This window comes from Paraburkholderia sp. GAS32 (genome assembly GCF_050434225.1).
Taxonomy (GTDB): Bacteria; Pseudomonadota; Gammaproteobacteria; order Burkholderiales; family Burkholderiaceae; genus Paraburkholderia; species Paraburkholderia madseniana.
On record NZ_JBNPVS010000039.1, the window covers coordinates 33,429 to 48,612 of the forward strand.

Annotated in this window: 9 protein-coding genes; 7 read left to right on the forward strand and 2 right to left on the reverse strand. The window is 60.7% G+C overall.

Features of this window, described 5'->3' with window-relative positions:
* Window positions 1-206 precede the first annotated feature (206 nt).
* The 7 genes from P3T25_RS34990 (at window position 207) to P3T25_RS35020 (ending at window position 11,347) form a co-directional block, all read left to right on the forward strand.
* Window positions 207-1,736, forward strand: a complete 1,530-nt coding sequence (locus P3T25_RS34990; protein WP_429361601.1) for an efflux transporter outer membrane subunit — start codon at window positions 207-209, stop codon at window positions 1,734-1,736.
* 117 nt (window positions 1,737-1,853) lie between these two features.
* The gene (locus P3T25_RS34995) at window positions 1,854-3,023 is read left to right on the forward strand and encodes an efflux RND transporter periplasmic adaptor subunit (protein WP_429361603.1); all 1,170 of its coding nucleotides are present in this window, start codon (window positions 1,854-1,856) and stop codon (window positions 3,021-3,023) included.
* 9 nt (window positions 3,024-3,032) lie between these two features.
* Window positions 3,033-6,299: an efflux RND transporter permease subunit gene (locus P3T25_RS35000; RefSeq protein WP_429361605.1), complete on the forward strand. Its 3,267-nt coding sequence runs from the start codon at window positions 3,033-3,035 to the stop codon at window positions 6,297-6,299.
* Between the two features lie 12 nt (window positions 6,300-6,311).
* Window positions 6,312-6,929 (forward strand): TetR family transcriptional regulator, encoded by a 618-nt coding sequence (locus P3T25_RS35005; RefSeq protein ID WP_429361607.1) that lies wholly within the window; start codon window positions 6,312-6,314, stop codon window positions 6,927-6,929.
* 120 nt (window positions 6,930-7,049) lie between these two features.
* On the forward strand, window positions 7,050-8,138 hold the full coding sequence (locus P3T25_RS35010) for an HlyD family secretion protein (RefSeq protein WP_429361609.1): 1,089 nt from the start codon (window positions 7,050-7,052) through the stop codon (window positions 8,136-8,138).
* The gene (locus P3T25_RS35015; protein WP_429361611.1) at window positions 8,135-9,715 is read left to right on the forward strand and encodes a DHA2 family efflux MFS transporter permease subunit; all 1,581 of its coding nucleotides are present in this window, start codon (window positions 8,135-8,137) and stop codon (window positions 9,713-9,715) included. Before P3T25_RS35010 ends, P3T25_RS35015 begins: the two co-directional genes overlap by 4 nt.
* 30 nt (window positions 9,716-9,745) lie before the next feature.
* On the forward strand, window positions 9,746-11,347 hold the full coding sequence (locus tag P3T25_RS35020; RefSeq protein ID WP_429361613.1) for an efflux transporter outer membrane subunit: 1,602 nt from the start codon (window positions 9,746-9,748) through the stop codon (window positions 11,345-11,347).
* Between the two features lie 670 nt (window positions 11,348-12,017).
* Here the strand turns inward: P3T25_RS35020 and P3T25_RS35025 are convergent.
* A complete protein-coding gene (locus P3T25_RS35025) occupies window positions 12,018-13,211 on the reverse strand; it encodes an IS91 family transposase (RefSeq protein ID WP_429361615.1) in 1,194 nt (397 codons plus the stop codon).
* Window positions 13,212-13,218: 7 nt separating this feature from the next.
* The gene (locus tag P3T25_RS35030) at window positions 13,219-14,097 is read right to left on the reverse strand and encodes a site-specific integrase (protein ID WP_429361617.1); all 879 of its coding nucleotides are present in this window, start codon (window positions 14,095-14,097) and stop codon (window positions 13,219-13,221) included.
* Window positions 14,098-15,184: the final 1,087 nt, after the last annotated feature.

The window sequence follows — 15,184 nt, forward strand, 5'->3', positions numbered from 1 at the left end:
ACCTGCGAACAGGCGATCCTGTCGCTGGACAACGCATAACGGTGCAGGCGGGCTCGCTCGCCGGCGAGCGTGCGTGACACGTCCTCGCGGCTCGTGTTTGCATCGGTCATAACGGCCAATGAAGGCATACCGGGCATCGTTGCCGCTCCCGGACTCGCTGGTTGCGCCAACTCGCCCTTCGGGCGACCCTTACGAATAGGCTAAACATGAACGTTCTTTGCAGCTTGCGCGATGGCGCGCCGCGATGTCGCTGGCGCGCTTTCCGGCGTGTCGTGCTTTGCGGTTGCACGGTTGCCGCGACGCTAATGACCGCGGGTTGCGCCGTGGGGCCGGACTACCGCAAGCCGACGATCGATATCCCCATAGGCTTCAAGGAGGGTGTCGAGTGGCAACGGGCACAGGCTGATCCACAGGCAACGCTCTCGAGCACGTGGTGGCGCGAGTATCACGACGATACGCTGACGCATCTGGTGGAAGAGGCGCTCAAGGCCAATCAATCGATCGCGCAAGCGGAGGCGGCGTACCGGTTGGCGCAGGCCACCGTGGCCGCCGATACCGCGGGTCTCTTTCCGACGATCTCGGCCGGCATCTCGGGGGCGCGTGCGGGAGCGGGTTCTGGCGCAGGCGCGGCAAATGGCAGCGCTTTGAATTCCGGAGTGCACAACACCGTCACTGCGGACGTCACCGCGAGCTGGGAGCTCGATCTATGGGGGCAAATTCGCCGCGAGATCGAATCGAGCAAGGCGAGTGCGCAGGCTAGCGACGCGCAATTGGCCGGGCAGCGTCTGTCGATTGCCGCAAGTGTCGTGAACGATTACTTCGAACTTCGCCGGGCGGACGTCGATATCGACCTGCTCGAGCAACAACAGCGGATCGATGCCGGCATTCTGGATATGACGCGGGCGAGTTACGCACAAGGCGAGTCGTCGAACGACAGCGTGCTGGCCGCGCAGGACAACCTGGAAATCGTGATCGCCGATCTTCAGACGACGAAGATCTCGCGCGAGCAGTATGAGCACGCGATCGCGGTCCTGACCGGCGTGCCGCCGGGCAAGTTTTCGGTCGCGCCTGAACCGCACTATGCCTTCGTCGCCCCAGCCGTTCCGCTTTCATTGCCTTCGCAATTGCTCGAACGGCGCTATGACGTTGTGAGCGCCGAGCGCACGGCGGCATCGGCGAACGCGAAGATCGGCGTGGCCAAGGCGGCGTTCTTCCCGAACCTGACGCTGTCGGCACAAGGCGGATTCCAGCATAGCTCGCTCGCCAATCTCTTCTCTGTGCCAAACCGCTTCTGGACGCTTGGTCCCGAACTGGCGGGGACGATTTTCGACGGAGGCGCCCGGACGGCGGCCGTGAACGAAGCTCACGCGTCGTACGACGAAGCGGTGGCGGCGTATCGCCAGGCGGTGCTGTCCGCATTCGGGAGCGTCGAGGACAGCCTGTCCTCCTGGAACCATCTTGCACAACAGGAACATGCGTTCGCGGATATCTATCAGCGCAACAAGCGGCTGTTCGAGAGCGAGCAGGCGCAGGTGCAGTTCGGCACCGCAAGCCAACAAAGTCTCTTGACCCAGCAACTTACGTTGCTGCTGGCGCAACAGAACCTCGCGGACACGCAGGCGTCGCTGACGTTGAGCAGCGTGACGCTGATCAAAAACCTGGGCGGAGGATGGGGATGGGATGAAGCAAAGGAGGCTCCTGCTGACGTCGCCACTTCTTCCGGGAGCAGCCGCTGACAGCATGCCCGGCAAGCTTGCGCGCTGTTCCCGTTTCTCGATCTTGCTCACACGGTTTCGATAATGTCACTACTTCTACGCTCACGCCTATCCATTGTTTCCATCGGCCTTCTCTCGTTGTTCGGCTGCGGCAAAAACGATCCACCGCCGGCGCCGCCAGCGCCGCAGGTCGGCGTCATGCAAGCCGAACCCAGCAACGTACCGCTGAATCACAGCTTCGTCGGACGCTTGTCGGCCTATTACAGCGCGAATGTCACAGCGCGGGTTTCGGGCGTGCTGACGAAGCGCCTCTACACGGAGGGCAGTGAGGTCAAGGCAGGACAAACGCTGTTCCAGATCGATCCCACCTACTACCAGACGGTGCTCGACAATGATCTTGCCACGCTCGCCCAGGACCAGGCGACCTTCGTCAACGATCGCACCACAGCCGAGCGTTATCACAAGCTGCTGCCGATCGGCTCCGTATCGCAACAAACGGTGGACGATGCCGACGCGGCTCAACGCAGTGCTGCTGCCAAGGTCAAGGCAGACGAAGCCGCCGTCGAAGGCGCGCGTGTGAATCTCGGCTATACGAAGGTGACCTCGCCCATTACCGGTATTGCCGGTCAGCAACAGGTGACCGGCGGCGCAGTTGTCGGGAACGGAACGACCGATGCGGGTTCCGGCGGAACATTGCTTGCCACGGTCGAACAGGTCGATTCGCTCTATGTGAACTTCACGATCAGCGCTGCCGATCTGATCACGCTGAAGCAGGCCCAGAGCAAAGGTGATGTCGCGCTCGTCGCGCAAAACAAGACCACCGTCCAGGTCATGCTGCCTAATGGCACGCCATACGACCAGCTCGGCACGCTGGATTTCACTGATGTTTCCGTGAACTCGACTACCGGTGCGGTCAGCCTGCGCGCGCAGATACCCAACCCGCAGCATCAACTGCTGCCGGGAATGTATGTATCGCTCAATGTTGACCTTGGCCAGCGTAACGATGTGTACCTGGTGCCCCAACAAGCCATACAGCGCGATACGGTCGGTTCCTACGCCATGGTGGTGGGCGCCGATGGCAAAGTGGTCCGCAAGGATGTCGATACCAACGATAGCTACCGTAGCGACTGGATTGTGACGGGGGGGCTGGCGCCCGGCGATCGAGTGATCGTCACAGGTGTACAGGGCGTACGTGAGGGGATGCTCGCCAAAACCACACCTTGGCGAGGTACCGAACAAAACACGAGGTTGTCACAGTCCGGCCCGGCTTCGTCACCGGTCGGCCTTCGTTCCGGCAGTAAATCGTAGGGGGATCTCATGTCACGTTTTTTTATCGATCGGCCTGTCTTTGCCTGGGTGATTCCCATTCTGATCTGTTTGTTCGGTGCCATCTCGCTGCTGCACCTCGGGGTTGATTCTTATCCGGACATTGCTCCACCCCAGGTGACCGTGACGGCGACCTATCCAGGGGCAAGTGCCTCGACGATGGAATCAACGGTCACGCAGGTGATCGAGCAGCAGCTGACCGGCATTGATAACCTGCTGTACTTCAGCTCGGCATCCAATGGCAACGGGACGGCCACCATCACGCTGACCTTTGCGCCTGGAACCAACGCGGACATTGCACAAGTGCAGGTGCAGAACAAGGTGGCGCTCGCGCAACCGCTGCTGCCGTCCGAGGTGACGCAGGAGGGCATCGTCGTGGCGAAGGCGAGTCCCGACATTCTGATGGCCGTCAGCTTGCAATCGAGCAACCCTGCCGTCGATACGGCGCGCTTGAGCGACATCATTGCCTCGCGGATACAGCCCGTTGTTGGCCGTATTAGCGGCGTGGGCAATACTTTCATGCTGGGCTCGGAATACGCTTTGCGGATCTGGCTCAATCCCGACAAGCTGCAAGGCTACGGTCTTTCGACTTCGCAAGTGATGAGCGCCGTCCAGGCTCAAAATGCCGAGTTCGCCACCGGTTCGGTCGGCGCGGATCCGGCGGTCAATGGCCAGGTCTTTACGGCAACGGTATCGGGCGACAGGCTGTTTTCCTCGCAGCAGCAGTTTCGCGACATCATCCTGCGGACGAATACTGATGGCAGCGTGGTCCGCCTGAGCGATGTCGCGCGCATCAGCTTCGGGGCGCAAAGCTACGGCACCTCCGCCTCGTACAACGGCGAGGCTGCGGGCAGCCTCGCCGTCTACCTGCTGCCCGGCGCGAATGCGCTCGACGTGGCCAAGGCCGTCAAAGCAGAAATGGCGACACTGTCTCGCGATTTCCCTCCCGGCGTCACATGGACCGTGCCGTACGATACGACGCCGTTCATTACGGCCTCGATCACCGACGTCGTGCATACGCTCGTCGAGTCGATCATTGTCGTGTTCTTCGTGATGCTGCTCTTCCTGCAGAATGTCCGGGCCACCATCATTCCGACGCTCGTCATTCCGGTCGCGTTGCTCGGCACGTTTATCGGCCTGGCGGCGATGCACTTCTCGCTGAATCAGCTCAACCTGTTCGGGATGGTTCTCGCCATCGGCATCGTGGTGGACGACGCGATCGTCGTGATCGAGAACGTCGAGCGCCTCATGCGTGAGGAAGGTCTCAGTCCGAGAGCGGCCGCGCGTAAGGCCATGGGTCAGATCTCGGGGGCGATCGTCGCGATTACGGTGGTGCTCGCTGCGGTGTTCGTACCGTCCGCGCTGCAGCCGGGCGCGACCGGCATGATCTATTCACAGTTCGCGTTGACCATCGCCGTATCGATGGTGTTCTCGGCGTTCCTCGCGTTGTCCTTCACGCCATCGCTGTGTGCTGCGTTCCTCAAGCCTTCGCACCACGCAAGCTCGAACGTCGTCTTTCAATGGTTCAACCGCGGGTTCGACCGGTTCGGCGCCTTATACGTGGGCAGCGTCGGCCGGATTGTCCGACGCGCGCCGCGCTGGATGATTCTGTTCGTCACCCTTTCCGCATTAGCCGGCGTTCTTTACACGCGCCTACCGACGGCGTTCGTCCCCGATGAGGACCAGGGCTTCATGCTGGCGGTTGTCAATCTGCCTTCTGGCGCGACGCTGTCGCGTACCCAGGAGGTCATGGACGAAATCGGCGGCAGGCTCAAGAAGAGCCCGATCGGCAAGGATATCGATGGCGTCCTGGCATTCCAGGGCTTCAGCTTCGTCGGCCAAAGCGAAAACGTCGGCATGGCGTACATCAAGCTCACCGATTGGAGCAAACGTTCGCAAAGCGCGATGCAGTTGATCCCGCAGGCCAACAAGATAGTGCACGGCATCGACGGCGCGAGGATCTTCATCGTCAATCTGCCCACCATACGTGGACTGAGCCAGTTTGCCGGCGTCGATATGTACCTGCAGGCGCGCAACGGCCAATCGAGGGCCGAGCTCACGCAGGCGGAAGGCAAGTTGCTGGCGCAGGCGGGCCAAAACCCGAAGCTTTTTGGCATTCGGCCCAACTCGCTCCCGGAGGCACCACAGCTTCAGCTGGCCGTGGACCGGGTTCAGGCGCAATCGATGGGGCTGTCGTTGCCTGATGTCTATAACAGCATTCAAATGGATCTGGCGCCCGTCTACGTGAATGAATTCACGTACGACGGACGTGTGAAGCGCGTTTTCCTCCAGGCTGATGCGCCGTTCCGGATGGGGCTCGACGCGCTGGGGCACATCTACACTCCGAGTGGCGTGACGGGCACGTCGTCTGGCTCCAGCGGCGGCACTGCCGGCGTGAGCGGTGCGGGAACATCGCCGAGCGGTGCGTTGAGACCTGTCAATCCATCGGTGAGCAACAGCGCCATCAGTCCGTACAACATGGTGCCGCTCTCGAGTGTCGTGAAGGCAAAGTGGGATGTCGGCCCACAGGCGCTCTCGCGCTACAACGGCTATTCGGCAGTCGAGATCGTGGGCATGCCGGCGCCAGGATACTCCACCGGCCAGGCGATGCAGGTCCTCGACAACATGGTCGACAAGTCACTGCCGGCAGGCTTTGCCTCGGATTGGACCGGCCAATCCTACCAGGAACTCCTCGCGGGAAATTCTGCGATGGCGTTGATGGCGTTGTCGATTGTGGTTGTGTTTCTTTGTCTGGCGGCGCTTTACGAAAGCTGGTCCATCCCCGTTGCGGTGCTTTTGACCGTGCCGCTGGGCCTGCTCGGAATGTCGGTGTTCTGCAATCTGTTCAAGGTGCCCAACGATATTTACTTCAAGATCGGCATGGTCACGGTGATCGGGCTTGCCGCAAAGAACGCGATTCTGATCATCGAGTTCGCCATCGACGGGCAGGCGAAGGGTATGACGCTTTTCGAGGCAGTCACGGATGCGGCGAAGCAGCGTTTCAGGCCCATTCTGATGACATCGATGGCTTTCATCGTCGGCGTGGTGCCGCTTGTGCTGTCCAGTGGGGCGGGTGCCGCGTCGCGTCATGAGATCGGCACCGGCGTGATCGGCGGCATGCTGTTTGCCACGGTCTTCGGTCTCTTGCTGATTCCGGCGTTCTACGTGACGGTGCGGCGCCTGCTAGGCGACAAGCTCGATGAAGTGACGCGCAAGCTGCGTCATGTCGAGAGCACCGATACCGTAGCCGATTCCTGATCACGGTCAGCAATGAAGCGCACCAGGAGAGAAGCGCTCGAAACGCGAGCGCAAATATTGAAGGCTGCAGAACAGGTCTTCGTCGAGCGTGGCGTGTCGCGCGCCTCTCTCGGTGAAATTGCCGATCTGGCGGGTGTCACCCGTGGCGCGGTCTACTGGCACTTCAACGACAAGATGGCTTTGCTCGAAGCCTTGTTCGAAGATGCTTCGCTAGCGGACGATCCGTTTGTCATGTCATGGTCCGAGGGGGAGCGCGATCCGTTCGGGCACCTGGAAAGAAGGCTGGCCCGGCTTCTGGCCACGGTGCTATCGGCCGGTCCCTCGCGGAGCTTTTACTCGATCATGCTGATGCACTGCGAGATGTCCACTGAAACCGAATGGATCTGGAGTCGCTTGCATGCCATCTGGCGTTGCGCCGAGCACCAGATGGCACGCGTCCTGAGGGCAGCCATCGCTCACAACCAGCTGAGTGCCGAGCTGGATCCGTACCTCGCGGCAACGTTTATTCACTCGACCGTGACAGGGTTGATCATCAGAAGTCTGCGCGAACCGCCGCTGGCCGCAACTAAAGCCGTCGCGCGGTTGATCGCATCGCAAATTCTGTCGGGGATTAAAGGTTCCCCAAGGTGACGTCTGAGCGGCCGGCTGGTGCGGCAGGGCTGACCACATTATTTTCACCCGCAATGAAAAGCAGGGGTGCGGGAGCTTGCGGTGGGCGCAAGCCGGCCCCTCAGAACAGGAGTTGTACTCATGACCGATGTACAGACGCAGGAGGACATTCAGGCGCAAGCCACTCGCGCGCCTCGTTCCCGCAAGAACAAGATCGTGGTTGCGGCGATTGCCGGTGGCCTTCTGGCTGCTGCGGGCATCGCGTACTCCCTGCTGGGCGGCAATGGCGTTTCGACTGACGATGCCTACACTGACGGGAGGGCGATCACCGTCGCCCCCCATGTGGCTGGCTATGTCGCTGCGCTCGACGTGACCGACAATCAGTTCGTCCGTCAAGGACAGGTCCTCCTCCAGGTTCAATGCACCGATTACATCGCGGCGCGCGCTCATGCGCAAGGCGATCTCGAATCGACTGAAGGGCAGCTGGCTTCAGCACAATCGGAACTGGAGCTCGCGAAGATCAATTATCCTGCGCGGTTCGTTCAAGCGCGGGCTGCACTTGCCACGCGGCGCGCCAACCTTTTCAAGGCACAGTCAGAATTCCTTCGTCAGCACGAAATTCCGAATGAGGCGACAACATCGCATGACGTCGACTACGCTACCGCTGACCGGAACGCGGCTGAATCGCAAGTCGAAGAGGCCCTCGCACAGAAGCGCATCGCCGAACCGGTCGACCTGAACATTGCTGACACCGAAGCACACGTCAAACAGCTTCAAGGTGAAGTCAAGCGAGGTCAGGCCGATCTGGAGCGGGCAAACCTCAATATCGGCTGGTGTGACATCCGGGCGCCGCAAGACGGATGGGTGACCAAACGGGAAGTGGAGAAAGGGGACTACGTCCAGGTGGGACAGCAGCTATTCTCCATTGTCAGTCCCGAGGTCTGGGTTACGGCGAACTTCAAGGAAAACGAACTTACGCACATGCGTCCGGGGCAGCATGTATCGATTGCCGTCGATGCCTATCCTAATCTGAAGCTGAAAGGGCATGTCGATAGTCTTCAGCTCGGTTCAGGCGGCAGGTTTACCGCTTTCCCGGCCGAAAATGCCACGGGCAATTTCGTCAAGATCGTTCAGCGGGTCCCCGTCAAGATTGTGATCGATTCGGGCATGGATCCAAACCGGCCTCTTCCTCTCAATCTCTCGGTCGAGCCGACAGTGGAGTTGCGATGAGCACGGTCGTACAAACCCAGGCCGCGGCCTGGAAGCCGCGAGCCAACCCATGGTTGATCGCGGTTGTCGTGACGATCGCCGCCTTCATGGAAATCCTCGATACGACGATCGTCAATGTCGCCTTACCTCACATCGCGGGCAGTCTGTCGATTAGTTCCGACGACGCAACCTGGGCGCTTACGTCGTACCTGGTCGCCAACGGCATCGTGCTCACCATCTCAGGATGGTTAGGAACAGTGTTCGGAAGAAAGCGATACTTCCTCATTTGTATCGCGATGTTCACTGTCTGCTCGCTGCTATGCGGCCTTGCGCAGAGCTTGCCGCAACTGATTGTGTTCCGGCTACTCCAAGGATTTTTCGGGGGCGGCTTGCAACCGAATCAGCAAGCGATTTTGCTGGACTCGTTCGAACCCGAAAAACGCGGGGCAGCCTTTGCGATTACGGCGATTGCAACCATTGTGGCTCCCGTGCTTGGTCCTGTCCTTGGCGGGTATATTACGGACCACGCGTCGTGGCGTTGGATCTTCTTCATCAACATTCCGGTAGGTGCATTCGCCTGCTTCGCAGTTGGCGCCCTCGTGGAAGACCCACCGTGGGCAATCAGACAGCGGCGATCAGTCGATTACGTCGGTTTGTCGTTGATTGCGCTCGGCCTGGGCTGTATGCAGGTCATGATGGACCGCGGCGAAGACGAGGGATGGTTCGGGTCTCCACTCATCTTTCGATTGGCACTCCTTTCGGGTATTGGTATCACGGGCGCTGTCATCTGGTTGTTGAGCGTAAAGAAACCAGTTGTTGATCTGCGTGTGTTCAAGGATCGAAACTTCGCAATCAGTTCGATCCTGATCATCGGCATGAGCGTCATCCTGTATGGGACGTCGGTGCTCATACCGCAATTTGCCCAACAGACGATCGGGTACACCGCAACCTGGGCCGGGCTTGTCCTCGCGCCCGGAGGCGTGGCGATCTTGCTGCTGATCCCCCCGGTCGGTCGGCTGATGAAAGTGGTTCAACTGCGCCATGTCATTGCGATCGGTTTTGGCGTCATGATGTTCGGGCTTTGTTATAGCAATACGCTGACGCCTTCCATTGATTTCCGCACATTGGCGATCATGCGTTGTGTTCAGAGCGCTGCACTTGGATTCCTGTTCGTCCCAATCAGTATCATGTCTTATCACAGCATGCCGAAATCGTTGAGTGCGGACGCAGCGGCACTGTTCGTGATGCTGCGCAACGTGTTCGGTTCAATCGGCATTTCAGCTAGCACCGCGCTCGTCTCGGAACGCATGCAGGCTCGCCAGGCCCATCTATCGACATGGTTGACACCCTTCAATAAGTCGTTCAACGAACTCGTCGCCCGGAACGAGGCGGCACTGCGCTCTCTTGGCTGGGCCGCAAACACATTGCATGACGAAGCGGTCTCGCTTGTGTTCAACAATCTCAAGCTCCAGTCTGCCGTGCTGGCGTATGCCGACGTTTTTATCTATGGCGCTGCCCTTGCTGCTGCGATGATTCCGCTAGCGATGCTGCTGTCACCCGTCAAAGATAGCGGCAAGAAGTCCATGCCGATGCATTGATGGCATGTTCTATTATCGAGAATCAACATCATGAATTTACGTAAAGTTCAAATAGTCGCGGCGGTCATGTTGCTCGCCGGATGCACAGTCGGCCCCGACTTTACGCGGCCGGAATCCAAGCTTCCGACGAACTGGTGCTCTTCGGCGTGCGAGGCGACCAGATGGGAGCCGAGTCGCGTGACATCGGAGCCGATCACTTCGGCCTGGTGGACATCGTTCAACGATCCTGAATTGGTGAAACTGGAGGACGCTGTTGCTAACGCTAACCTTGATCTCAAGGCCGCATCCCTCAGGCTTGCCGAAAGCCGCGCGACGCGCACCGTCACGGCAGCGGACCGGTATCCATCCGTTGAGGGCAATGCTGGCGTAACCCGCGAGCGTACGAGTGCCAATGGCGTATTGAGTTCCGCGGGCACGCTGGCTCGCGCTCCCAATGCGGCGACGGCCGCAAACGGGAGCGGCGGGGCGGTGACGCCCAATCGAAGTAGCGATGCGTCGCCCTTTAACGTCTTTCAGGCCGGTTTTGACGCGTCGTGGGAACTGGACCTCTGGGGCCGGGTGCGCCGCGAGGTCGAGGCTGCCGACGCATCCGTCGATATTCAGGCAGATGCACGCCGCGACCTGTTGTTGTCGACCCTGGCCGAAGTTGCGCGCGACTACATCCAGCTGCGCGGCATTCAATCCGACTACGCCATTACGTTCGAGAACCTGAACGCCGCCAAAGACATTGAAAGGGTCACACGCGAGCGGAATGCTCACGGACTCGCGACCGAGTTGGATATCGCTCAAGCAGCGTCCGAAGTATCGAGAGAGGCCGCTCTTGTCCCTCAACTGAAACAGCAGGAGGAAGAGACCATCAATCGCCTTAGCTTCCTGCTTGGCGAAGCCCCTGGTGCGCTGCGAGCTGAGCTTGAATCCAACAAGTCGGTGCCGCCAACGCCACCGGTGGTCCCCACTGGCATCCCGTCCGAACTGGCGCGACGCCGGCCGGACATTCGAGAGGCGGAGGCAGCCCTGCACCAGGCAACGGCGAAGGTTGGTGTCGCACAGGCTGACTTCTATCCGACCATCACACTCTCCGGCAGTGCGAGCCTGCAGGCATTGCAATTCAGTCAGCTGGGAGATTGGGCCTCCCATCAGTTTGCAATTGGTCCATCGATCAATTTGCCGATCTTCGAGGGAGGGCGATTGAAGGGTACGCTGAACCTTCGCAAACTGCAGCAGCAGGAAGCGGCAGTCAATTATCAGAGTGTCGTGCTCTCGGCCTGGCACGAAGTTGATAATGCGTTGACTGCGTATTCGTCGCAGCAGCTCCGTCGCAACGAACTGGAAGCAGCCGTCGCGGACGATAAAAGGGCACTCCGGCTGGCTCAGGCCCAATACGTGGCCGGTACAGGCTCATTTCTTCGGGTGCTCGATGCGCAGCGGAGCCTCCTTGCGGGGCAACAGGATTTGAGCGACAACGTCACCGATATCTCCACGACGCTGGTCGCTTTATACAAGGCACTTGGCGGCGGGTGGGAATCGACATATCCCGAAGCGGTTTCTGTGGATATGACGCCGTCTGCTACCGAAACTGCAGCAGCAGTCTCCGGCGATCGGACAAGTGCTGTCGCCCCAAACGACCGCTAGCAGAACCGGTCGTAAGCGAACATCTCGGTGAATCTGAGAATGGCCGTTGTATCCTGCGGAAGCTGCCGTCTCGGCGCAGTGATTCGGAGGTCGGCTCTGGAGTCGAAAGCACCCATTCGGTAAATGTGTAAGCGGCCGTTCGCAGCAGCTGATTGGCGAATGGCTGGCCAGTTGCCCATAACGGCCACCCACCCACCGACGAGCGAACGCCGGCAACGGCCGAAGAGGGGGGCGCCCGGCAATCCAGCAGACGGCGCTCGTGGTCGGGCCTAGGTTATTGCAGTCCATGCTCGCGAAAGTCCCTCTGGCCTTTGCGGCGATAACCCAGAGGATTGTTAGCGGAACGGGAACGGCGCAATGGGTTGGTCGCAGGCGCGGCGAGCGAGCCGTTCCCGTTCCGCTAACAATTCGTTGAGCTAAACCGCTCCACTGGTGGCGGCTATGGGAATTGAATCGGCGTGGCGATGGTTGTGACGATCGGATGCGGGAATCGAAGCGTGGATACGGGAGGGTCTGGGTGCACGATTCGGCCAGGAACGTGCGGCCGCAGTGGTTAGCGAACAGGTTATGCCGCACGTGAAAGGTAGGCTGGGACCGCCGCGGACATGCGCGTCCAGCGGACCCGTGAGGACGTGTCGGTTCCAGCCTACCAGCGGTGGCGATGCGGGCTTCATGGGTGGTTCGGCGGTGCCCGGGGTGACGCGCCAGGCAGGAGGCATTCGACGCAGACCATGTGACCGCGTCTGCAGACCGGACAGTCGCGCAGCGATCGGCCGGTCAACTGGGCGTAACGGTCGCGGTAATCAGGTCTGGACGTCATCCGGATTTCGGCAGGCGGTACGCCAAGCAGGTGCCGGCACGCAGCAATGCGGGTCGCGCGCAACCGGTTGCTGAGCAGCCCGTAGTGACGAATCCGTTGCAGCCCGTGCGGCAGTACGTGTAGCAGGAAGCGGCGCAGGAACTCGTGAGCATGCAGGCGCATTGCGCGTGGCCTACCCGGATGGCGATAGTCCTTCCAGCGAAACGTCACATGCCCGTCGGTCAGACTGAGCAGGCGGTGGTTGGAAATCGCGACGCGGTGCGTATAGCGGCCGAGATAGTCGAGTACCTGCTGCGGACCGCCGAACGGCTCCTTGGCATAGACGACCCATTCGGTATGACGCGGACCCGACAGATAGCGGGCAAATTCGCCGGGCTCGGACAGATGGGCCAGTGACGCGAAGAAACCCAGGGCGCCGGCATCGAATGCGCGTTGCAACCGTTCGAGAAACAGTCGCCGGAACAGGCGCGAGAGCACCCGTACAGGCAGGAAGAAACCAGGCCGGCAGGCCACCCAGCGCGTGCCGTCGGCAGCAAGGCCGCCGCCAGGGACCACACAGTGCAGATGCGGGTGGTGCACCAGATTCTGCCCCCAGGTGTGCAGGAGCGCGATGAAGCCAATCGTGGCACCGAGATGCCTTGGGTCCGCGGCGATCGTCTGCAGCGTTTCGGCGGTCGCCTGAAACAGGATGTCGTAGACGGTGCGCTTGTTCTGGAATGCAATGGCCGAGATTTCCTGCGGCACGGTGAACACCACGTGGAAGTACGGCACGGGCAGCAGGTCTGCCTGGCGATGGTCGAGCCATTCTGCGCGGGCGAGCGACTGGCACTTCGGGCAGTGCCGGTTGCCACACGAGTTGTAGGCGATGCGCTGGTGTCCGCAGGCGTCGCACTGCTCGACGTGACCGCCCAGGGCTGCTGTGCGGCACTGCTCAATGGCACGCATGACACGACGCTGCTCGCGGTCGAGCGAATCGGCGTGCAGATGCCGGTATGCCGGGCCGTGACGGTGCAGGATGTCCGCCAGTTCCAGCTTGGCCTTCATCGGGGGCTCAGACGTGGTCAGCCGGCGTTTCGGGTGAGGTCTGCGAAGTGTTTGGGGGCAGCCGGTCGAATGGGCTGGTCGTCGCGCAGATCGTGCTGGTCGCGACCTTGAGATATTGCGCCGTGGTGGCCAGGCTGCGATGGCCCATCAGCAACTGGATCACGCGTACATCGGTGCCGGATTCGAGCAGGTGCGTCGCAAATGCATGGCGCAGCGAATGCGGTGTGATGGGCTTGCTGATACCGGCACGGCGACGGGCGTCCTGGCATGCCTGTCGTACCACGCTCGCGCCCACGGGCTGATCCGGGAACCGGCCAGGAAACAGCCAGTACTGGGGGCGGCCAATGCACCAGTAACTGCGCAGGATCTCCAGCAGCCGTGGCGAGAGCATCACGTAACGGTCGGCGTGCCCCTTGCCCTGTTCGACACGCAGCACCATTCGCTGGCTATCGATATCGCTGACCTTCAGCCGGGTGGCCTCAGAGATGCGCAGGCCTGCGGCGTAGGCTGTCATCAGCACGGTACGATGCTTGACGCTGCGGATCGCTTCAAGGAACTGGGTGACCTCCTCCTGACTGAGGATCACCGGCAGCCTGCGTGGTCGCCTCGATCTGGGGAGCTCCTCGACGGACCAGTTGCGCTTGAGCGTGACGTTGTACAGGAAGCGTAGCGCCGCGGTGGCTACCACCAGCGTGCTCGATGAGCGTCGCTGGACCTCAATCAGGTGCACCTGCCAGGCGTGCACCTCTTCCGGACCCAGCAGGTCCGGGGACCGCCCGAAGTGCTCGGCAAAGGCACGCACCTGCTGGAGATAGGCGCGCTGCGTGTTGGCGGCGAGGTTGCGCACGCGCATATCCTCGGTCATGCGTCGACGTAGGGGTGTCATGGTGGACTCCGCTCAGAAGGGACGGGGCAGCAAACTGCACTGCCATCGTCCCACCCGAGGGGAGACACTCCATGAACGGTATCGAAGACGCCGGCGCCGGCCGGCCACCTGCTACCGCGTCAGCGGTTTCGTTCAACGCGGGTTATCAAGCCAATCGATGTTTGATCAAATGCACGTCTGACTGAGTTGATTTTCGGCGTTAGCGTGCGCGTCGTTCTGCAGGCTGGTGGCCCATTCGTTTTTCCTTCGAGCCGAGACCGGTGCGCAGGGATCTTTGAAATTTTTTCCGGGTTGCTTCGCTCAATCTGAAGGGGTAGATAATTGGGGCTATCTACCCCTTCATTTGCGGACATTAATTGACGGGTCAATGGATTTCGCGCTCACACAACCAATTTTGTTACTAGTTTTCAAGTAAATTTGTTTCTATCGCCCGGTGCGGCCCGTCGATCAACGTGATTGCGCTGAATAGTCTGTCCCGCTGCTATGCCGTGCTGGTCCGCCATCGGGAGCGCGCGACGTTACCCGCGAGCCGTGCCTCGCCACCGGGAGCCGCGCCGGGCCTTCACGATCGATAAACAGCCGTTAATCAGCTGCGACGATCGCTGGGTCTCACCATCGGTGCGGACATAGGGATAGGGGAGCGCGTTTTACCCACTGATTTGCGGACATAGCATCGTGCAGCGTCGCAGCGTCGCAGCGCCTCAGGGCCGCGATAGCGGCAACCCCGACCGCACATTGCGTTACAAAATCGCTTGCAACCCGTCTGCAGAGTGGTAACAAAATTGGTTGACGTCGAAAGCGCGCCTACGCCTATCTGCGAAGGTCACCACGGGAATGGTCCGTCGCGTACCGCTAATAACAAATTTGCTTGTGCGAGCGGGCGACGTCGCCGATGGGACCTGGCGTGATGACGCGGCGCGCGTAACCTGAGGACGCGGGACTGGATTTGTCGCCACAGCGGCGAAGCGCGCGGCTACGCGCAATAGAAGACGTTGAAAACGCAGAGACGTGCGACCCTCGGGAACGACTGGACCTCCGGGGAGTTGACGTTTCGCGGTCAGCGTCCTGGACCGGTGCACGGGCCAGA